The organism is Nonomuraea sp. NPDC050540 (assembly GCF_044457485.1).
GTDB lineage: Bacteria > Actinomycetota > Actinomycetes > Streptosporangiales > Streptosporangiaceae > Nonomuraea.
In genome coordinates this window covers 508890-526887 of the sequence record NZ_JBITHA010000004.1, presented here as the reverse complement: position 1 = coordinate 526887, position 17998 = coordinate 508890, and the positions used below count along the sequence as shown (strand labels likewise).

Here is a 17998-nt window from a genome sequence, read left to right as displayed (position 1 = left end):
TGGCCGCCTCCTCACGCGGTGCGGAAGAACTCGAACGAGCTGAACTGGGTGTGGGTATTGACCGGTGACACCAGCCTGGACTGCCCGTCCAGGTAGAGCACCCTGCCGTTGACGTTGGCGACATTGTAGATGTGGGCGTTGCCGTTGCCGCCGCTCGCCATGATGATGCCGCGCGATCCCGGGTTGGCGGCGATCGTCCGCGCCACGGGGTCGAGGGAGTCGCTCCGCGTCGAGCCCTCGATCGCCCTCCTCTGCAGGACGCCCCGGGCCTCGCCCATCGGCGAGCCCCGAAGCGGACCGGCGACCGCGACCCGCCTGGCCAGCACGTCGTCCACGGCCAGGGCCGTCTCGGGACAGTTTCTGAGGCTCCTGGTCGGGTTGATGCGCTCCAGCATCTCCCGGATCTTCATGCGCGACAGCGGCCCGTCGCCCGCCGCCCTCTGGAGGCGGGCGATCTCCTGGTGCGCCGCCCGCATCAGGGCCTGGTCCGCGGCCGACACCGGCGCCACGGCGCGCTCGAACTGGTCGATCTGCCGCGGGCGGATGTTCGCCAGCGGCACAGGGCCACGACCCGGCACCCGGGGCGGAACCCGGCCGGGCCCGGCCGCCATCTGCGGGCGCCTGCCCTTGCGCGCCGCCTTACCGCGCTTGAGCCAGGGAGCGGCGACGCGGAACAGCCCAAGCCGCACGACACCACCGAACTTCGCCATTGGGGATTTATAGCAGTCAGTAGGCTGGAGGCATGTCGGCTCCCCGGTTCGGAGTCCTGGGGCCGTTGGAGGTCAGGGGCGAGGATGGCGAACCCGTCGCGCTCGGCGGCCCCCGCCCCAGAGCGCTGCTGGCTCTCCTCCTTCTGGACGCGGGCAGGCTGGTCAGCACCGAGCGTCTCATCGACGGCCAGTGGGGCGAGGACCCGCCGGCCGGCGCGGTCAACGCGATACAGGCCCACGTCTCCCGGTTGCGGCGGCAGCTCCCGCCCGACCTGATCGAGTTCCACGGCAGCGGCTACCGGCTCGCGGTCGACCCCGACGACGTGGACGCCCACCGCTTCGAGCACCTGGCCGCCGAGGGCCGCGCGCTGCTGGCCGCCGCCCAGCCGGAGCGCGCCGCCGCCACGCTCCGGCAGGCCCTCGCGCTGTGGCGCGGCCCCGCCCTGCCGGAAGTGGCCCACGCCGGCGCGCAGATCGCCCGCCTCGACGAGGTACGGCTGGCCGCGACGGAAGACCTGATCGAGGCCGAACTGGCCCTCCCCGCGGGCACCTCGGTCGGCTCCCTGAGGCAGCTCGTCTCCGCGCACCCGCTGCGCGAGCGGCTGCGCGGCCAGCTCATGCGCGCGCTGCACGCGGGCGGCCAGCAGGCCGCGGCCCTGGAGGTCTACGAGGAGGGGCGCCGGTTGCTGGCCGACGAGCTGGGCGCCGACCCCTCGCCCGAGCTGGCCGGACTCCACGTGGCGATGCTGCGCGCCGACGCCCCTCGCGCCAGCCTGCGGCTACCCGCCCCCTTGACCAGCTTCGTCGGCCGCGAGGCCGAGCTGGACCGGCTCACCGCCCTGGCCGCCGCCCGGCTGGTCACGATCACCGGGCCGGGCGGCACCGGCAAGACCCGCCTGGCGGTGGAGTCGGCCCGGCGGGGCGGCCGGGACGTCTGCTTCGTCGACCTGTCGGCGGTGGCCGATGCCGGGCTGGTCCCGCACGCGGTGATGGGCGCGCTGGGCGTGCGCGAGACCGGGCTGGGGCTGCTCCAGCCGCCGGACCCCGTGGAGCGGGTCGTGTCCGCGCTGGCCGACCGGGACCTGCTACTCGTCCTGGACAACTGCGAGCACGTCGTCGCCGCGGCCGCGCTGCTGACCAGACGGCTGCTCGACGCCTGCCCGAAGCTGTCGGTCCTGGCCACCGGCCGCGAGCCGCTCGGGCTGACCGGCGAGGTACTGGTCCCGCTGGCCCCGCTGGCGCTTCCGGTCGCCGGCGCGGAGCCGGGCGAGTGGACGCGGGCCCCGGCCGTGCGGCTGTTCACCGAGCGGGCCCTGGCCGTGCGCCCCGGGTTCGAGCCGGGACCAGAGGTGGTGGAGATCTGCACGGCGCTCGACGGCTCGCCGCTGGCGATCGAACTGGCGGCGGCGCGCCTGCGCTCCTTCACCGTGGCGGAGATCGCCGCCCGGCTGGCCGAGCACGGCCGGTTCAAGCTGCTCTCCCGCGGCGACCGGACCGCCGCGGCCAGGCACCGGACGCTGCGCGCCGTCGTCGACTGGAGCTGGAGCCTGCTCAGCCACGAGGAGCAGGTGGTGGCCAGGAGGCTGAGCGTGTTCGCCGGCGGGGCCGGGCTGGAGGCCGTCGAGCGGGTCTGCGGCGACGGCGAGGTGCTCGCCGATCTGGTGGACAAGTCCTTCGTGGAGGCGGCCGACGGCCGGTACCGGATGTTCGAGACGGTCCGCCTGTTCTGCGCGGAGAAGCTGGAAGAGGCCGGCGATCCCGCCCGGGACGTGCATGCCGCGTATTTCCTGGAACTGGTGCGGGAGGCCGATCCCTGGCTGCTGCGGGCCGAGCAGCTCGACTGGCTGGCCCGGCTCTCCGCCGAGCAGGCCAACCTCCAGGCGGCGCTGCGGCACGCCGTACGCCACGATCCGGGAACGGGGCTGCGGCTGGTCGGGGCGCAGGCGGCCTACTGGTTCCTGAGCGGGCGGCGCGGGCAGGCCGCCGCGTCGGCGCGGGAGCTGCTCGACCGGGTGGGTGAGCCTCCTGCCGAGCTGGTTGAGGAGTACGTGCTGTGCGTGCTGCTGGCCGTACCGGATGTGCGGGAGGAGCAGTGGGCTCGGGCGGAGGCGATCATGAACGTGCTGGACCGCACGCTGCGCCACCCGTTCGGGACCGTCCTGTGGGGCATGGTCGCTGGGCCCGGCAGTCCCGGCGTCGACCGGAGGCGGCGGGGGCGGATGCTCGGTCCCGAGCCGTGGAGCAGGGCGGTGGCCGTGCTCGGCGAGGCGCTGGTCGACCAGCTCGACGGGCGGCTGGCCGAGGCCGAGCGCGGGCTGGAGACGGCGCTTGCCAGCTTCACCGCCCTGGGCGAGCGGTGGGGCATGGCGCAGGGCCTGGAGTCGCTGGCGACGCTGGCGAGCTGGCGGGGCGAATGGGCGCGGGCGCGCGAGCTGTGGCAGCGGGCACTCGACCTGATCGGCGAGCTGGGCGCGGACGACGAGGTCGTGGACATCCTGTGCCGCCGGGCCAGCGGGCTGATGCGCGAGGGCGACCAGGACGCGGCCGCCGCTGACGTGGCCAGAGCCGCCGAGCTGGCCCGCATGACCGGGCGGCCGGCGATCGTGGAGTTCACGCTGGGCGAGCTGGCCGACCGGCGCGGTGACCCGGCCGCGGCCCGCGCGCACTACGAGAGCGCGCTGGCCGTCGCCCAGCCCGGCGTCTTCGTCACCGAGGGCCTGCGGCCGCACGCGCAGACCGCCCTCGCGCGCCTGGCCGTGCGGGACGGCGACCACGCGCGGGCACGCGCGCTGCACGCCGAGGCGCTCACGGGCATCTCGCGCTCGCTGGCCGGCGACCTGGCCACCGTGGTCGAGGGCCACGCCGACCTGGCCCTTCTCGACGGTACGGCGGAGCGTGCCGCCTACCTCCTGGGCGCTGCCGCGACGCTGCGCGGCATGGCCGTCACCGGCGACCGCGCCGTGGCCGACGTGGCCGCGGCGGCGACGCTGGCGATCGGCGCCGAGCGGTTCGCCGCGCAGTACGCGAAGGGCGCGGCGCTGAGCAGGAACGAGGCGCTGACAGTGCTGTCGTGACCGTCAGCCGGCCGTCGCCGGACTGTCAGCGCCCCCGCCGAAGCTCGTGGACATGAAGAACAGCAACATCCTCATCTCCGGCGCGAGCATCGGCGGCCCCGCACTCGCCTACTGGCTGGCCCGCCGCGGCTTCAACGTGACCGTCGTCGAGAAGTCGCCCGTGCTGCGCCCCGGCGGCCAGGCCGTCGACTTCAAGGGTGAGACGCACCGGCTCGTGCTGGAGCGCACGGGCATCCTGCGGGAGGTGTCGCGGCACCAGACCGGCGGCACCGACCAGCAGATCGTCGACGCCGCCGGGCGTGAGCTGGCGGTGATACCCGGTTCCTTCACCGGCGGCGACCTCGAGATCGGGCGCGGCGACCTGTCCCGCATCCTGTACGACGTCAGCGTGGCGGCCGGCGCGCGCTACGTCTTCGGCGACTCGATCACGTCGCTGACCGAGACCGAGGGCGGCGTGCACGTCACCTTCGAGCGGAGCACGCCGCGCACCTACGACCTGGTCGTGGGCGCGGACGGCATCCACTCCAACGTGCGCAGGCTGGCCTTCGGCCCCGAGTCCGACTACGTCACCCATCTCGGCCACTACTACGCGCTGGCCGATCTGCCGCAGCGGTTCGACGGGCCGGCGCAGATGTACAACGAGCCTGGTCGGATGATCGCCTCGGGCGGGCCGAAGGCGGGGGCGCTCTTCGTCTTCGCCTCCGGTGAGCTGTCCTTCGACCGCCACTCGGCCGAGGACATGAAGCGGGTCCTGGTGGAGGCCTACCGCGGCATCGGCTGGCGGGGGGCGGAGATCGTGGCCGCGGCCGGCGACGTCTACCTCGACTCCATCAGCCAGGTCCGCCTCGACCACTACGCCAGGGGCCGCGTGGTGCTGATCGGCGACGCCGCCTACGGCAACACGCTGGGCGGGTTCGGCACCGGTCTGGCGATGGTCGCGGCGTACATGCTGGCGGGCGAGCTGGCCGCGGCCGGCGGCGAGTACCGGGCCGCCTACCAGGCCTATGAGGACGCCTTCCTCGGCTACGCCAAGATCGCGCGTACCGGCAACGCGGGCACGTTCCTGGCGCCGACCACCAGGCGCGGAATCAGAATGCGCAACTGGATCTTCAAGTACCGCTTCCTGCTGCGGGCGATGACGAAGATCGGCGACCGGGCGGCCACGGACATCGAGCTGAAGGACTACCCGAGCCCCGAGCCGCCGCTCGACAGCCGCTCGGCGTCGGCGATCACGTCGAGCACGAAGTCCGCGGCCTCGCGGGGGCGCACGGCGGCGGGCGGGCCGCCGCGCCAGTAGGCGAGGGCGCCGCGCAGGAAGGGGTGCCAGCGGGCGTCGAAGACGTCGAGCGCGTACTCACCGGCGGCCTCCTTCGAGATCACTCCGCCGGTGGCGATCGTGTGATGCAGCCGCGGCGGTCCCAGCGCCGTCCAGGCCATGCCCGTTCTCCGTCCGGTCAGCGACGGCTTCGCGCGGCGGGCGGCCCGCTCCGCCAGGCCCTTCCAGTAGCCGCGCAGGTTCGCGAGGTTCCACTCCTTCAGCCGCGCGGGCTCCGGGTCGAGGCCCAGCTCCGCAGGCTCGGCGCCGCGCACCGCGATGCCGTGTTCGCGCAGGATCTTCCAGGTGACCGGGTTCACGTCGAAGGCGGCGCCGGCCCGGAAGCCGGAACCGCTGTGGGAGGCGACGGGCCTGATCTGGGTGACGGGCCGGGTGAGTTCCTCGCGGGGGACGAACACGCCGTTGACGGTGCCCGGGATCGCCCAGTTACCGCGGGCGAGCTGGCGCAGGCCGGCCGGGGTGTTGGCCGTCCATTGCAGGGCGCGCAGGCGGTGCAGGCTGATCGCGCCCTCGGTGACGGCCACGAAGTCGATGTCGCTGCGGCCCCGGCGGAAGGCGCCCAACGCGGTGGAGCCGACCACGTAGAAGCCGGTGATCCTGCCGGGGAGCAGGCGGTCGGCGATCGAGAGGTAGCGCCGGACCTCCGGCACGATCATCCTCGGGTCGCCGCCTTGCGCAGCCTGCCCCGTACGGCCCGCCGTACCAGAGGGCCCATCTCGTCCAGGACGCTCACCAGGACGGCGAGCTGTTCGAGCGAGTCCAGCGCCTTCGCGGCGCCGTCGGCGTCGACCCCCTCATACAGTTCCAGTCCGATGAACGCGGCGGCGACCGAGCGCGCCAGCCCGGACACATCCACCAGTTCGGCCAGCGGCGTCTCGCCCAGCACCCGCGCCAGCGTCCGCTCCAGCTCCTCGACCCACAGGTGGAGACCGGCCGCGGTCGCGGGGGCCAGCTTGGCGTCGGTCTGGCTGCCGGCCAGTAGTTGCGCGAGCACGGCGATGTTGCCGGACTCCTGCTCCTCGTCGTGGATGGCGCGGCCGAGTGCGAGCAGTTCGGCCAGGGTCGTGACGGCGGCGAAGCGCTCGCGGTAGTGGGCCACCCGCTCGGTGGAGCCGTTCTCGCACGCCTCGGCGAGCAGTTGGTCGACACTGCCGAAGTGGTAGAACACCAGCGCCTGGTTGACCCCGGCCGTGGCGGCGATCGTGCGGGCGGAGACGCCTGCGATGCCCTGGACGCGCAGCGTCGCCAGGGCCGCGTCGAGCAGCTTGGCGCGGGTGGTGGTGGACATCGGCAGCGGCACTCCTCTTCGGGTTTCCAAGCGTAGATGGGGCTGAGCGACCGCTCAAGTCGACGCTGTGATGGGGTATATCGGTATATGTCGGCAGTAGGGGGGATATTTCTTGACAGGGATAGAGCTGCGAGAGTGGCGCGACGCGGACACCCCCGCGGTGCTCCAGGCCTTTCAGTCCGAGGACATGCGCCGGCAGGCGCCGTGGCCCATGATCACCCTCAAGGACGCCCAGGGCTGGATCGCCGCCTGGGAAGGGGTCGGGCACGCGTTCGCCGTGACACTGGACGGCCAGGTCGCGGGCAACGTTGCCGTCACCGGCATCGACCGCCACCTCAACGGCTGGGTCTCCTACTGGACCGTCCCCGAATTCCGCGGCAGGGGCGTGGCCGCCATCGCCACCTCCATGCTGGCCGACTGGGCGTTCAAGGAGCGCGGCCTGTTCCGCCTCGAACTCGGCCACCGTGTCAACAACCCCGCCTCCTGCAAGGTCGCCCTCAAGGCCGGATTCCTCGCCGAGGGCATCGAACGCGCCAAGCTCAGCTACGACGGCGTCCGCTACGACGTCGAACGCCACGCCCGCCTGGCCACCGACTAGCGCAGATCCTCCAATAACCGGTCGAGCAGCCGCACCGCGGGCCCGGTCACCTCGATCGTGTACTCATCCAGCAGGACCAGCGCCTCCTCCACCGTCGGCACGCTCTTGCGCGGCAGTTCGACGAGCGGCTCGTCCTCCGCGACCACCTCGCCGTCCACGCGGTACGCGCCATCGGCGACCGCGACCGAGACGGCGAAGCGCACCTCCCGCCCGTCGGGCAGTGTGAAGACGGTCCCGGCGACCGCACCGGCGGGTGGGGCGAGGTAGGTGAACGGGGCGCTCCGCACGAACGGATGACGCAGCTCGGCGAGGGTTCCCGCGGCCCGGCTCAGCGCCGAGAGCAGGGCGGCCGCGGCCAGACTCTCGCTGTCCACGCACCTGAGCGTAGATCAGCGACGTCACTCCCGCCACCTGATCCCCTGGACAGGATTGTCTGTTTGTCAGACAATCCTGGTATGCGCAATGGTCCGTCCGCCGTCGTCGGCGCCGCCGTCCTCTGGGGTACGGCAGGCACCGCCGGCCTCCTCGTCTCCGCCGACTCGGTGGCGCTGGCCGCCGCCCGCCTGGTCATCGGCGGCGCGGCGCTGGCCCTGCTGGCCTCGTCGGAACTGAGATCCGCCCTTCGCCCAGGCCTTCTGCTGGGCGCGGTGGCGGTGGCGGCGTACCAGCTGTGCTTCTTCGCGGCCATCAGCCGCACCGGCGTCGCCATCGGCAGCGTCGTCGCCATCGGCAGCGGCCCCGTCTTCACCGGCCTGCTGTCCTGGCTGCTCCACGGCCGGCGCCCCAGCGCACGCTGGTCGGCCGCCACGACCGCCGCGATCGCCGGCTGCGCGGCCCTCATCGCCGGCGGCGGCGCCCAGGCCGGCGGACAGGTGCTCTCCGGCATCCTGTTCGCCCTGGCGGGCGGCCTCGTCTACGCCTACTACGCCGTCACCGCCGCCCGCGCCATCTCCCAGGGCCTGCCGTCCAACGCCGTGATGGGCGTCCTGTTCGGCGGCGCCGCCGCGATCATGCTCCCCATCCTCCTGTGGCAGGGCATGGACTGGCTCACCACCCCGACCAGCCTGGCGGCCGTCCTGTACCTGGGCCTCGGCACCACCGCATTCGCCTACTTCCTGTACGGCAGAGGCCTGCGCACCACCCCGGTGGCCACAGCCGCCACCCTGGCCCTGGCCGAACCCGCGGTGGCCGCCCTTCTGGGCGTGGTGGTCCTGGGCGAACACCTGGCCCTGCTCTCCATCCTCGGCCTGGCCCTCCTGGCGATCAGCCTGGTGACCGTAGCCCTTCCCGAACCCCGTACGGTGAGCCGCTAGAGTGCCATGGTGCCGTTCAGACCCGTGTCCACCGTCGACGCGCTGGCCGAAGCGCTACGCGGCCGAATCCTGTCCGGCGAACTGGCACCCGGCGCCTCCCTCCCCGAACTGGAGATCGCGGCAACCTATGGCGTGGCCCGCCCGACGGTCCGCGAGGCCCTGGCCGTACTGGTCCACGAGGGCCTGCTCCGCCGCGAACGCAACCGCAGCGCCCAGGTCCGCCTGGTCACCCTGGAAGACCTGAGCGACCTCATGTACGTCCGCCGCCCCTTGGAAGACCTGATGGCCAGAGCATTGGCCGGCCGGAGGGTGGAGGCGGCGGAATCAGCGCTGGCGAGACTGGAGTCCCTCCCGGAAGAAGCCCCGTGGTCCGCGATAGTGGCCGAACACATGGCGTTGCACCAGGCGCTGATAGAGGCGGTGGGCAGCCCCCGCCTGGAACGCCTCTACAGCGCCCTGGCCGCCGAAACCCAGCTCGGGGTGGTCCGCCTACGCGAGGTCTACAAGGACCGCGACCGCCTGATCGCCGAACACCGAGACCTCCTGGACGCGATAGCCACCGGCCCGGCAGAAGCCGCCCAAGCCGCAGTGGCCACCCACCTCAACCACTCCTGGGGCGAATAGAAGGGCAAGGAGCTCCGCTCCGCACGCTCTCCCAGTCGGGGCAAGCCCCGACCCCTGAAGGGCCTCCCTCCGGTCGGACGCCCTACCGGCCCCACCCGTTGCCCAGCTGAGTGGTCGGTCAGTTGGATCCCACCCTGCCCACATGGGCCTCGCCCCGCTCGGACGCTTAACCGTGCTAGCGCTTTCCGGCAGCAGGTCAATGCGCCGAACGTACCGAGTGCCCCCGGCCAACGCCCAACAAATCAACCTCAGGCCGCAGGCGCACGCGGACTGATGCGTACCTCCAGATCGGCGTCCAGAGCCCTGGCCAGTCGCCCAAGAACCGGCAACGTCGGGACGGTGCCTCCTCCTTCGAACCGAGCCACGACCGACTGTGTCATGTCAGCCGCACGAGCCAGTTCACTCTGGCTCCACCCACGAGATTCCCGCATCTCTCTAACCGCCCGGCCCAGCTCAAAGGCGAGATGGGCAGCATCGTAGGCCTCCGCCGCCCCGGGCTCACGCAGTCGTCGGTCCCGCAGATCAGCCCAGTCGCTCCGCTCGGTCATCACCACTCCTCGTCCGCCGAGTGCGCCTCATCCTTACAACGGAACAACGCCCGCCGCGCTCGGTCCACTTCTCGATCTTCCCTCATTCGCGTTTTGTGGAAGACGGTCAGAAGGATGATCCTCCGGTCCGGAGCGATCCAGTAGGTGATTCGCATTGTCAGCTCATCAAGGTAGAACCGCAGCTCGCGCAGCTTTCCATCGAGCTGTCGCGTGTACGGTTCTCCCAGCAACGGGCCTTCCGCCGCCAGCAGGTCGATAGAGAAAGCCGCTCGCGCGAACGACTCTGCCGAGAGCTTCTCAAGCCACTCCCGGACTTCCGGTTCCAGCTCCACGCTACCCCAAGCCATAGCAACGATGCTATGGCCAGGGTCCTCTACAGTCAGGCGATTGTAGGCATTCGGCCACTTAGCGTTATCTCGCTCCCATCCCACAGCCGCTCCAGTCACCCGCCTCAGCGGTTGGACAATCGGAGTCCCACCAGTAAGCCGCGCTTCGCGCGAGCGCTTTGATCGTGCGCGGCGCTGCCGCCCTGGGCTCAGCCAGTCGCCGGTCCCGCAGATCAGCCCAATCGGTCCGCTCGGTCACGTGCGCCTCATCCCTGCGACGGAACAACGCCCGCCGTACCAGCTCCGCTTCGCGACCTTCACTCAGAGAAGACGACCAACCAGATACCGCCACCCCAGGATCCCGTACCAGATCATGATCGGCAGGAGGAGCGCATAGCCGAGCCGCTCCAGCGCCACCGAAGCTCCGCCGGTCCCGGTCGTCCAAGGAAGCGCGACCGCGACCAGCCCGGCGAGCGCCGCTCCTACACCGACAGCCCGAAGCCAAGCAGGCAGAGCGAGCCCCACCACCCCAGCGACGGTCGCGGCCACCCACAGCAGTCCGGCAAGGTTGACCAGCCATTTAGCGGTGAGCAGCACCGCCAGGGCCACGGTGGCGACGGCCGGATCCGCAGGCCGGGCGGCCAGCTGCGTCATGGCCAGGTTTCCACCGTCATGAAGCAGCCCCGCCAGCCCAGCACCCGCCAGCAGACCACCGGCGAGGGTCTCCAGGTACGCCCGAGCCGGACCGGCCGCCACGACCAGCCCGGCCGCGGTCAACGCCAGCCAGCCCAGCACATCGAGAGCCAGCTCGGTCAGATGCAGCCCGACCTGCTGACCCACCGCCTTCAGCGCAGCGGTGGGGTCGGCCGGACTCAGGGACAACCCCGATGGCACCACGACGGCCGCACCAGCGACCATGGCTACCAACGAGGTCAGCAACAGCGCGCCAATGAGCCGGCCGCGAGCGTTCGCATCGGTCATGACGGTGACGCTAAAACTCTGCCGCAGGGACAAAGTCAACAGGCCGGGGAAAGGTGACGCGATGTGGCGAATCGGGAAACTGGCGCGTATGGTCGGCGTCTCCGAACGCACGTTGCGCCACTACGACAAGATCGGGCTGCTCGTTCCCGCCGCGGTCGACCGCACGACGGGCTATCGCTGGTACGGCGTGGCCGAGCTGTCCCGGCTGGAACGCATCCGCGGCCTCCAACGCCTCGGCCTGCCCCTACGCCAGATAGCCGACCTCCTGGAAGCCCCCGATTCCCAGCTGCGACAGGCACTGACCGACATCGTGACCAACATCCGCGACGACATAGCCGCCCTGGCCGCCACCGCGGCCCAAGCCGAAGACCACCTCGCCGTCCCGATGTCGATCCTGCCTCAGCAGGCGACGGTGCCCCCGCGCCGGCTACGCGTCCACCACACGCGCCTCACCCACCCATCCGAACTGACCACCCTCTGCCCGTCCCCACCCGCGACCCTGCTGACCTGGCTCAGGGAGCGACCGACGGGCGCCTTCCACGCCGCGATAGCCACCGATCGGGCCGCCGACCATCTCACCCTGCCCGTACGCACCGTGATCCGAGCCGTCGTCCCACCCTCGGCAGGTGTCGTACACGCCGGTCAGGACCTGTTCGCCTGGCTGACCCGCCACAACCTCGCCATCACCGGCCCCACACTGGAAGACCACCTCATCGACGCCGACGGCACCCACGCCACCGTCCTAGAGATCCCCGTCGCGTCCCCCAGTAGTGGATCAGCCAAGAGACGACCTACATGACATCGGCGTCTTGGAACACCATCAGGTACGCCCGGCAGGGCTGAAGTCAGTGCAGGCACGGTTGGACGAGGACGAACTGCACACCTTCACCCAGATCTTCTTGCCCTCCGTGTAGTTCTGCTTGTACCTGCCTTCGCCGTAGAAGGTCGCGGTCCCGCTCCCGGCAACCTTCACGTAGGCGACAGGCGCCTTGCCACCGTTGTCGAACACCTCGACGACATCCCCCTCGTCGGTGTACCGAACTCCGGCGACCAGGTTGGCCTCACGCTCACAGGACCGCCGGCAGATCCACGCCTCGGTCTGCCCGGAGCCGTAGCTCCCCGAGCAGACCCAGTTGGGCTTGGACGGATAGCACTTGTCCGAGTCGGCCAGAGCCGCCCCACTACCACCGACCAACACCGCGGCCCCCACCAGGGCTCCCGCGCAGATCGCGACAAGCTTCTTGATCATCTCATCTCCCCATACATCCGGCTTGAGCGATGAACATGGGGAGTCTAGGGAACCCGGCTTTCGATCCCCTTTACCACCGCACAAACCGCCGATCCATGGACATCGCCCGACTTCCCGCAACCGAGCACACCCGGGACCTTGAACACGTACTGCTGGTGGCGGCGCTTCGCCTCCCGCGAGAGTTCCGAAGACTTCTGCTCACCCCTCAAGCCGTCTCAGACAGGGACTACTCGCACCGCCTTTTCGCACAGTTTGCTCATATCGTCCTCGTCAGATGTCAGAACGATGGCCGGGCGCTCCGAGCGCAGTGCGGTGGCCGCGACCACAGCGTCGATGGCGTAGATCGACGACAGCGACACGCCGCTGCTGCTCGCGGGCAGGCGTCTGACCCTGCTCATCAAAGCTTTGTGGAGGGCGGTAATGCTCAGGCCTTGCCGTACATAGACGGTGGTGTCCGTAGTTTCTCCTGACAAAGGATGCCCGTGACTGAGGAACGGCTGGCCAGGTTCGAGGCCGTTTACCGGCAGACGTATGGTCAGATCACCGCATATGCGATACGGCGCTGCGCCGTGCCGCAGGACGCGGCCGACGTGGTCGCCGATACGTTCGCCATCGCCTGGCGCAAGGTGGACAAACTGCCAGACGGCGAGCAGGCCCTCCTCTGGTTGTACGGCGTGGCCAGGAAGGTGCTGGCCAACCACCACCGCACCGACAACCGGCGCCGGGCCAGGACCGTCGAGCTCGACGCGGAGATGACCGACCTCTATGCCGCCGCGCCGGAGAGCAAGATCGAAGCCGAGGCGGTGGCGCAGGTGTTCACCACACTTCCCGGCGACGATCGGGAGGTGCTGGCCCTGGTCGCCTGGGAAGGCCTGGACCGGGCGGAGGTCGCCGCGGTGCTGGGCCTGTCGCGCAACGCCGTACGGGTGCGGCTGCATCGCGCGCGCAAACGGTTCGCGCGGGCGCTGACCGAGGCAGGAGTGCGGACGGACCGGCGGGTATCTGCGGAAGGGGCGCTGTGATGGACGAGATCGAGACGATGACGAAAGCCCTGGCCAGGGTGAAGCCGGGCGAGCACGGCGGGGACCCGTCCGGCGCGGGGGCGCGGGCGCTGCTGGCGGAGATCACCGCGCGCCCGCCCGCCGAGAGAGCAACGGCGCGGCGCTGGTCGCAGCGGCCTCGATTGGCGCTGGGACTGGCGGTCACCGTGACGGTCGCCGCGGCGGCGGTGGTCGTGCCGAGCGTGCTGGATGACAGCGGCACCTACAGCTCGGCCTCCTGGGCTGTCACCAAGCAGGCGGACGGCGTGGTGTGGGTCAGAGTGACCGACTTCAAGGACGCCACCGGGCTGAGCAGACAGCTCAAAGAACTGGGCGTGCCCGCGATCGTGGACTACGTGCCCGAGGGCGACAAGTGCAGGGAGCCGCGCGCTGAGCACGTCGAGGACGTGCCCAAGGGCCTCTACCACGCGCCACGGAACATCCCGGGCGACGACCGGGGCTGGCAGATGCGGGTCGACACCAAGCTATTCCGCCCGGGTGAAACGTTCGTCTGGACGATCACCCCGCTGTCCGGCGGCGGCAGCAGCACCAGCACGATCCTCATGAAGGATCCCGTCGCGCCGTGCGAGCTGGTCCCCGACGACCGCGCTGAGAAGCTGATCAAGGAGTTCGCCTCCCGCTCGGCGACCGGGAAGGGCGGCCTCCTGGAGGACTACCCGGTTGAGGGCAAACCGCTGGAAGAGGTGCGCAAAGAACTCGATCGTCGCGGCCTGGACTCGACGTTCGTGGTGATGCCCGGCGGCCAGGGCGAGAACCTGGTGGTCGTGGACGCGCGCCAGGACCCGCTGGAGGGCGAACGGTTCATCCAGCTGCTGGTGAAGCCCGCTCCGTGAGGATGGGCAGCGCATCCGGCGAACCCATCCCAGCTCCCCGGGGCCACCTGGCGGCCGGGGTCCGCCTAGGTTCGGTGTCCGAGCACGGCGAGCGCGTTCCGAAGCAACGGTATGCCCCTGGCTGCGTGGTCGCTTCAGTTCTGGCCGTAGAGGGCGGGCAGGTCGATCTCGTGGCCAGTATGGGCGACGGGGTCGTGGAATGGCGTGCCCACTCGGGCGGACAACCCGCCGAGCAGGTCGGGTTCAGCGTGGTGCAAGGCCCAGTCGCGGCGAACCTGTTCGAAGTGGGGGCCGAGGACATCGCCGGCGAACAGCGCTTGCTTGCCGGCCAGACTCACTTCGCGCTGCCGGCCGCGAGTGGTGTTCCCGTCGGCCACCGCACCCAGGACGCGCAGATCGGGTTCTCAGCAAGGAGACAGCGAGCCTCTCGGAAGAGCGGTGTCTCCGGGTTGAGGACCGTACGGACGGCCAATCATCGAAGTCGGCCGGGGAGTCACCACGCGCGAACTCACGCCGGTAGGCGGGTATGCCACCGACGATCGAGTTCACCATGAGAGCCAGGCGCGGATCGGTGACGTCCCAGAACTCGGCGGCAAGGCGGTGATCAAGTGGGGCGAACGAGCAGTTCAAGGCCGGACCGGCCGCGCAATGGTGCGTTGCCCGCCAGGAACTCGCCCATGAAGGACAAGGCGGAGCCGGCCGGGGCAACTCGGCGTCAGCGGCCTCAGCCACGTCGAAGTAAAACCCTCCGGCTGCCCGACATGCGGCGTCGAGCAGGAAGGGCTCCGGCCCATCATCGGCACTGGGCGATCAGAGGTCGAGATCTAGCTATATCCGTACGTCTATGCCTCTCCGGAGGTCAGACCCACAGGGCAGGAGACGCCGGTGCCTGTGGGCGCGCAGTAGCCCTGGACCGGAACGCTCACACTGCGACGAGTTTTACGGCCTTCCCGCACAGTTTGCTCATGTCATCGACATCCGACGTAAGCAGGATGGCAGGCCTGACAGCGCTTAAGGTCGTAGCGGCGACCACGGCATCGATGGCGTACTTGTGACCGTGCAACCGAGACGCACGAAGCAACTCGATCGCGGCCAGGCTGATCTCCTCGCTGACCGGCTCTACCCTCAGCCGGGACAGATGCCAGCGGAGGCGATCCGTCTTGACTCTCACATCCTGGGCTTCGACGGGGGTCAGCGCACTGACCACCACGCGAAAATCGTTGCCCTGCGCTTCCCTGACATACGCGCTGACGCGCGGATCAGCCTGACACCACTTCGACAACCCCTGGCAGTCCAGGACCAGCGTCCCAGCGCTCAACCGGCTTCGTGTGCGCGCCATTCGCCGCCCTCCTGAAGTTCAGGTGCGGACTTCACCTCGCGGAACAGTGCTGCCGCCTCATCCCGCATCGCCTGTGGGATAGGCCCGGCGGCTTCCTCATTCGCCTGGAGCGCTTCCTCCAGCAGGTCACGCTCGATCTGACGCTCGACAGCGGCGTCCACGTAGGCCGAGAAGCCTCGAGAACCCACCCGCTCCTTGACTGCCCGGATGTTGCCGGCCCGCAGCGACACGCTCACCTTTGCTGCAGGACCCCCACCGGGCTGGTACTCCTGTTCTGGCATGGCCATCCCCCTAGTTTACTACTCGAAGTAGCAATACTTCTAGGCATCGTCGTGAGAGGCCGTGAGTCCCGTTGGACAGACCACAAGGAAGGGTCACCTAGCTTGACGTTGGTGCCACCGATGCCGCAGTAGCCGTTCGGGACCTTGAACACGTACTGCTGGTGGTAGCACTTCATCTCGCGCGATAAATCAGGCTCAGGCTGCGGGAGCACGTGGACTGATCCGCACCTCCGGCTCGGCGTCCAGAGCCCTAGCCAGCCGCTCGAGGACCGGCAGCGTCGGCACGGTGCCTCCTTCGAAACGGGCCACTGCTGACTGCGCCATGTCAGCCGCACGAGCCGGCTCACTCTGGCTCCACCCACGAGATTCCCGCATCTGTCGTCCTGCCCGACCGAGTTGGAAGGCGAGACGAGCCGCGTCGTATGCCTCGGCCGCCCCGGGCTCGGACAGTCGTCGGTCACGAAGATCAGCCCATTCGGTCCGCTCGGTCATCACCACTCCTCGTCCACCGAGTGCGCCTCGCCCTCGCAACGAGACAACGCCCGCCGCGCCCGGTCCGGTTCTCGATCTTCCCTCATTCGCGTTCTGTGGAAAACGGTCAGAAGGATGATCCGTCGATCCGAAGCGATCCAGTAGTACGGCAGACCAGCCACGGTAGATGCGGCAAATCTGCCGTAGACGTATCGGCAGATCCGCCACAGGCAATGCGGCAGATCTGCCACAGACCTGGACGGGATCCTGACGGGATCGTGCACCACGATGGGCTCCTTCTCATCGATGCGGCGTTCCGAAGCGGTCCTGATCTCAAGATTCCGAGATCTCCGTTGCGTCGAGCCGACTATGTGGATCGCGCTCTGAGGGGCGGCTATCCCGAGGCGGTCCACCGCCCCACGCATCGGAGAAGGGCCCGCTTCTTCGAGTCCTACATCTCCGATTTGATCAATCGGGACGTGAAGCAGGTGTCCGACATCGAGCGCCCTGCCGACATGCGACGTCTGCTCAACGTCCTTTGCGGCCGGATGGGCGGACTGGCTGTGATCGACAACATCGGCCGCGACCTCGGACTCCCTCGCAACACTGTGAAGCGATACCTTGACCTGCTGGACCTCGTTTACGTCATCAGGCGGATTCCGGCTTGGTCGTCCAACACGACCACGCGCGCCGTCGCGACGCCTAAGCTTCTCGTGGTCGACTCCGGACTGGGAGCGCACCTCGCCGGCCTCACCCCGGCTCGGACTACCGATGTAACGGCGCCCGTGGGGCCGCTGCTGGAGAATTTCGCCCTCGGCGAGTTGGCCCGCCAGTTGACGTGGTCGGAGGAACCCGTACGCCTCTACCACTACCGAGACCGCGACAAGGTCGAAGTGGACGGCATTCTGGAGCGGGCCTCCGGCCAAGTCGTCGGTATCGAGGTGAAGGCGGCGGAGACCGTACGTGCCGACGATTTCCGGGGACTCCAGCACTTGGCCCGTAAGCTCGGCGACCGTCTCATCGCCGGATATGTCCTCTATGCGGGCCAGGAAGTGCTTCCTTTCGGAGACCGAATGCGTGCCCTCCCGCTATCCGCGCTATGGGAGGCAACCGCAAACCCATGAGCAACCTTCGCGGTACAGGGCTTTCGCCGAAACCGGCTCTGGCCCCTGATCGTCATCGGGCAGGCTGGGCAACCAGGGGCCAGGGTCAGTCAGCTATCGCAGGTCAGGCCTCGCCGGTGGTCAGGCCGATCGGACACGAGACGCCCGTACCGCCGATTCCACAGTACCCATCGGGCACTTTGTGGAGATATTGCTGGTGATACTCCTCGGCGAAGAAGAACTCGGGGGCCGGGGCGATTTCTGTGGTGATCTCGTCGTAGCCGGATGCCTTCAGGACGGCCTGGTAGGCGTCTCGGGATGCCAGAGCCGACTTCTCCTGCTCGGGCGAGTGGTAGTAGATCGCGGATCGGTACTGGGTGCCGACGTCGTTGCCCTGGCGCATGCCCTGGGTCGGGTCGTGGTTCTCCCAGAAGAGCTTGAGGAGTTCCTCGTACGAGACCTTCGCCGGGTCGTACACCACGCGCACCGCCTCGGTGTGGCCGGTGGCGCCGGTGCAGACCTCTTCGTAGGTGGGGTTCTCGGTGTAGCCGCCCTGGTAGCCGACCGCGGTCGTGTACACGCCTTCGGTCTGCCAGAACTTGCGCTCGGCGCCCCAGAAACAGCCGAGGCCGAAGTCGGCGATCTCCAGCCCCTCCGGGTACGGCGGAGCCGGCGGAGCGTCGAGTACGGCGTGCCGCGAGGGCACCGGGATCCTGGCGGAGCGCCCCGGCAGGGCCTCCTCCTGACGGACCATCGATGTCTTGTTGCCGAACAGCCAACCCATGGTGCACCTCCTGCTTTCCAGCGTACAGAGCGATACAGAGGTGCCAACCGTTAAGACAGCCTAAATAGTCCCACATAGT

22 protein-coding genes and 1 pseudogene are annotated in these 17998 nt (G+C 69.6%); 9 read left to right on the top strand and 14 right to left on the bottom strand.

What is annotated here, in order from left to right:
* Positions 1–11: 11 nt before the first annotated feature.
* A complete protein-coding gene (locus ACIBI5_RS17090; RefSeq protein WP_397247720.1) occupies positions 12–710 on the bottom strand; it encodes a toxin glutamine deamidase domain-containing protein in 699 nt (232 codons plus the stop codon).
* Positions 711–742: 32 nt separating this feature from the next.
* Between ACIBI5_RS17090 and ACIBI5_RS17085 the strand changes: the two genes are divergently transcribed.
* Positions 743–3784 carry a BTAD domain-containing putative transcriptional regulator gene (locus ACIBI5_RS17085; RefSeq protein ID WP_397247718.1) on the top strand — a complete coding sequence of 1014 codons (3042 nt, stop codon included), beginning with the start codon at positions 743–745 and terminating at the stop codon, positions 3782–3784.
* A gap of 52 nt (positions 3785–3836) precedes the next feature.
* A complete protein-coding gene (locus ACIBI5_RS17080; protein ID WP_397247716.1) occupies positions 3837–5081 on the top strand; it encodes an FAD-dependent monooxygenase in 1245 nt (414 codons plus the stop codon).
* On the opposite strand, the gene ACIBI5_RS17075 is transcribed toward ACIBI5_RS17080, so the two are convergent.
* On the bottom strand, positions 4967–5776 hold the full coding sequence (locus ACIBI5_RS17075) for a nucleotidyltransferase domain-containing protein (protein ID WP_397247714.1): 810 nt from the start codon (positions 5774–5776) through the stop codon (positions 4967–4969). The two genes, ACIBI5_RS17080 and ACIBI5_RS17075, sit on opposite strands and share 115 nt — an antisense overlap.
* The gene (locus ACIBI5_RS17070; protein WP_397247712.1) at positions 5773–6408 is read right to left on the bottom strand and encodes a TetR/AcrR family transcriptional regulator; all 636 of its coding nucleotides are present in this window, start codon (positions 6406–6408) and stop codon (positions 5773–5775) included. Before ACIBI5_RS17070 ends, ACIBI5_RS17075 begins: the two co-directional genes overlap by 4 nt.
* Before the next feature lie 112 nt (positions 6409–6520).
* Between ACIBI5_RS17070 and ACIBI5_RS17065 the strand changes: the two genes are divergently transcribed.
* Positions 6521–7006, top strand: a complete 486-nt coding sequence (locus ACIBI5_RS17065; RefSeq protein ID WP_397247710.1) for a GNAT family N-acetyltransferase — start codon at positions 6521–6523, stop codon at positions 7004–7006.
* Here ACIBI5_RS17065 and ACIBI5_RS17060 read toward each other — a convergent pair.
* Entirely contained in the window at positions 7003–7380 is a 378-nt protein-coding gene (locus ACIBI5_RS17060; protein ID WP_397247708.1) for a hypothetical protein, read from the bottom strand. The two genes, ACIBI5_RS17065 and ACIBI5_RS17060, sit on opposite strands and share 4 nt — an antisense overlap.
* An 81-nt stretch (positions 7381–7461) precedes the next feature.
* Between ACIBI5_RS17060 and ACIBI5_RS17055 the strand changes: the two genes are divergently transcribed.
* Both ACIBI5_RS17055 and ACIBI5_RS17050 read left to right on the top strand, forming a co-directional pair.
* Positions 7462–8319, top strand: a complete 858-nt coding sequence (locus ACIBI5_RS17055; RefSeq protein ID WP_397247706.1) for a DMT family transporter — start codon at positions 7462–7464, stop codon at positions 8317–8319.
* A 24-nt stretch (positions 8320–8343) separates the two neighbouring features.
* Positions 8344–8943 (top strand): GntR family transcriptional regulator, encoded by a 600-nt coding sequence (locus tag ACIBI5_RS17050; protein WP_397247704.1) that lies wholly within the window; start codon positions 8344–8346, stop codon positions 8941–8943.
* 248 nt (positions 8944–9191) lie between these two features.
* Here the strand turns inward: ACIBI5_RS17050 and ACIBI5_RS17045 are convergent, their stop codons facing one another.
* From ACIBI5_RS17045 to ACIBI5_RS17035, 3 genes are all read right to left on the bottom strand, one after another.
* Positions 9192–9491, bottom strand: a complete 300-nt coding sequence (locus ACIBI5_RS17045) for a multiprotein-bridging factor 1 family protein (protein WP_397247702.1) — start codon at positions 9489–9491, stop codon at positions 9192–9194.
* Positions 9491–9838: a type II toxin-antitoxin system RelE/ParE family toxin gene (locus ACIBI5_RS17040; RefSeq protein ID WP_397247700.1), complete on the bottom strand. Its 348-nt coding sequence runs from the start codon at positions 9836–9838 to the stop codon at positions 9491–9493. Before ACIBI5_RS17040 ends, ACIBI5_RS17045 begins: the two co-directional genes overlap by 1 nt.
* A gap of 300 nt (positions 9839–10138) precedes the next feature.
* Positions 10139–10798, bottom strand: coding sequence for a hypothetical protein (locus tag ACIBI5_RS17035; protein ID WP_397247698.1), 660 nt, complete (start codon positions 10796–10798; stop codon positions 10139–10141).
* Between the two features lie 61 nt (positions 10799–10859).
* On the opposite strand from ACIBI5_RS17035, the gene ACIBI5_RS17030 reads away from it, so the two are divergent.
* Complete coding sequence (locus ACIBI5_RS17030) at positions 10860–11597, top strand: MerR family transcriptional regulator (RefSeq protein ID WP_397247696.1); 738 nt, start codon at positions 10860–10862, stop codon at positions 11595–11597.
* Between the two features lie 21 nt (positions 11598–11618).
* Here ACIBI5_RS17030 and ACIBI5_RS17025 read toward each other — a convergent pair whose 3' ends face one another.
* Positions 11619–12047, bottom strand: coding sequence for a hypothetical protein (locus tag ACIBI5_RS17025; protein ID WP_397247694.1), 429 nt, complete (start codon positions 12045–12047; stop codon positions 11619–11621).
* Between the two features lie 215 nt (positions 12048–12262).
* On the bottom strand, positions 12263–12445 hold the full coding sequence (locus tag ACIBI5_RS17020) for a hypothetical protein (RefSeq protein WP_397247692.1): 183 nt from the start codon (positions 12443–12445) through the stop codon (positions 12263–12265).
* Positions 12446–12529: 84 nt separating this feature from the next.
* On the opposite strand from ACIBI5_RS17020, the gene ACIBI5_RS17015 reads away from it, so the two are divergent.
* Together ACIBI5_RS17015 and ACIBI5_RS17010 are read left to right on the top strand one after the other, a co-directional pair.
* Positions 12530–13069: an RNA polymerase sigma factor gene (locus tag ACIBI5_RS17015; protein ID WP_397247690.1), complete on the top strand. Its 540-nt coding sequence runs from the start codon at positions 12530–12532 to the stop codon at positions 13067–13069.
* Positions 13069–13941, top strand: coding sequence for a hypothetical protein (locus ACIBI5_RS17010; RefSeq protein WP_397247688.1), 873 nt, complete (start codon positions 13069–13071; stop codon positions 13939–13941). Before ACIBI5_RS17015 ends, ACIBI5_RS17010 begins: the two co-directional genes overlap by 1 nt.
* Before the next feature lie 134 nt (positions 13942–14075).
* On the opposite strand, the gene ACIBI5_RS17005 is transcribed toward ACIBI5_RS17010, so the two are convergent.
* The 4 genes from ACIBI5_RS17005 to ACIBI5_RS16990 all read right to left on the bottom strand — a co-directional run bounded on the left by ACIBI5_RS17005 (position 14076) and on the right by ACIBI5_RS16990 (position 16053).
* Entirely contained in the window at positions 14076–14318 is a 243-nt protein-coding gene (locus ACIBI5_RS17005) for a hypothetical protein (RefSeq protein ID WP_397247686.1), read from the bottom strand.
* A gap of 545 nt (positions 14319–14863) precedes the next feature.
* The gene (locus tag ACIBI5_RS17000; protein WP_397247684.1) at positions 14864–15280 is read right to left on the bottom strand and encodes a DNA-binding protein; all 417 of its coding nucleotides are present in this window, start codon (positions 15278–15280) and stop codon (positions 14864–14866) included.
* Positions 15256–15567, bottom strand: a complete 312-nt coding sequence (locus ACIBI5_RS16995) for a hypothetical protein (protein ID WP_397247682.1) — start codon at positions 15565–15567, stop codon at positions 15256–15258. The genes ACIBI5_RS17000 and ACIBI5_RS16995 overlap by 25 nt, the downstream gene beginning before the upstream one ends.
* A gap of 189 nt (positions 15568–15756) precedes the next feature.
* Positions 15757–16053 (bottom strand): helix-turn-helix domain-containing protein, encoded by a 297-nt coding sequence (locus ACIBI5_RS16990; RefSeq protein ID WP_397247680.1) that lies wholly within the window; start codon positions 16051–16053, stop codon positions 15757–15759.
* Here ACIBI5_RS16990 and ACIBI5_RS16985 point away from each other — a divergent pair.
* A pseudogene (locus ACIBI5_RS16985) lies at positions 15984–16970 on the top strand (ATP-binding protein); the annotation flags it as partial. The gene ACIBI5_RS16990 and the pseudogene ACIBI5_RS16985 overlap by 70 nt on opposite strands.
* A 289-nt stretch (positions 16971–17259) precedes the next feature.
* Here ACIBI5_RS16985 and msrA read toward each other — a convergent pair.
* Positions 17260–17919 carry a peptide-methionine (S)-S-oxide reductase MsrA gene (msrA, locus tag ACIBI5_RS16980; RefSeq protein ID WP_397247678.1) on the bottom strand — a complete coding sequence of 220 codons (660 nt, stop codon included), beginning with the start codon at positions 17917–17919 and terminating at the stop codon, positions 17260–17262.
* Positions 17920–17998: the final 79 nt, after the last annotated feature.

Excerpts from the sequence above, each read along its gene's own strand:
- ACIBI5_RS17090 (WP_397247720.1), bottom strand. The coding sequence starts at position 710 with ATGGCGAAGTTCGGTGGTGTCGTGCGGCTTGGGCTGTTCCGCGTCGCC.
- ACIBI5_RS17030 (WP_397247696.1), top strand. The coding sequence starts at position 10,860 with ATGTGGCGAATCGGGAAACTGGCGCGTATGGTCGGCGTCTCCGAACGC.
- ACIBI5_RS16990 (WP_397247680.1), bottom strand. The coding sequence starts at position 16,053 with ATGACCGAGCGGACCGAATGGGCTGATCTTCGTGACCGACGACTGTCC.
- ACIBI5_RS17020 (WP_397247692.1), bottom strand. The coding sequence starts at position 12,445 with ATGAGCAGGGTCAGACGCCTGCCCGCGAGCAGCAGCGGCGTGTCGCTG.
- msrA (WP_397247678.1), bottom strand. The coding sequence starts at position 17,919 with ATGGGTTGGCTGTTCGGCAACAAGACATCGATGGTCCGTCAGGAGGAG.
- ACIBI5_RS17025 (WP_397247694.1), bottom strand. The coding sequence starts at position 12,047 with ATGATCAAGAAGCTTGTCGCGATCTGCGCGGGAGCCCTGGTGGGGGCC.
- ACIBI5_RS17000 (WP_397247684.1), bottom strand. The coding sequence starts at position 15,280 with ATGGCGCGCACACGAAGCCGGTTGAGCGCTGGGACGCTGGTCCTGGAC.
- ACIBI5_RS17085 (WP_397247718.1), top strand. The coding sequence starts at position 743 with ATGTCGGCTCCCCGGTTCGGAGTCCTGGGGCCGTTGGAGGTCAGGGGC.
- ACIBI5_RS17035 (WP_397247698.1), bottom strand. The coding sequence starts at position 10,798 with ATGACCGATGCGAACGCTCGCGGCCGGCTCATTGGCGCGCTGTTGCTG.
- ACIBI5_RS17040 (WP_397247700.1), bottom strand. The coding sequence starts at position 9,838 with ATGGCTTGGGGTAGCGTGGAGCTGGAACCGGAAGTCCGGGAGTGGCTT.
- ACIBI5_RS17080 (WP_397247716.1), top strand. The coding sequence starts at position 3,837 with ATGAAGAACAGCAACATCCTCATCTCCGGCGCGAGCATCGGCGGCCCC.
- ACIBI5_RS17010 (WP_397247688.1), top strand. The coding sequence starts at position 13,069 with ATGGACGAGATCGAGACGATGACGAAAGCCCTGGCCAGGGTGAAGCCG.
- ACIBI5_RS17045 (WP_397247702.1), bottom strand. The coding sequence starts at position 9,491 with ATGACCGAGCGGAGCGACTGGGCTGATCTGCGGGACCGACGACTGCGT.
- ACIBI5_RS17075 (WP_397247714.1), bottom strand. The coding sequence starts at position 5,776 with ATGATCGTGCCGGAGGTCCGGCGCTACCTCTCGATCGCCGACCGCCTG.
- ACIBI5_RS16995 (WP_397247682.1), bottom strand. The coding sequence starts at position 15,567 with ATGGCCATGCCAGAACAGGAGTACCAGCCCGGTGGGGGTCCTGCAGCA.
- ACIBI5_RS17070 (WP_397247712.1), bottom strand. The coding sequence starts at position 6,408 with ATGTCCACCACCACCCGCGCCAAGCTGCTCGACGCGGCCCTGGCGACG.
- ACIBI5_RS17055 (WP_397247706.1), top strand. The coding sequence starts at position 7,462 with ATGCGCAATGGTCCGTCCGCCGTCGTCGGCGCCGCCGTCCTCTGGGGT.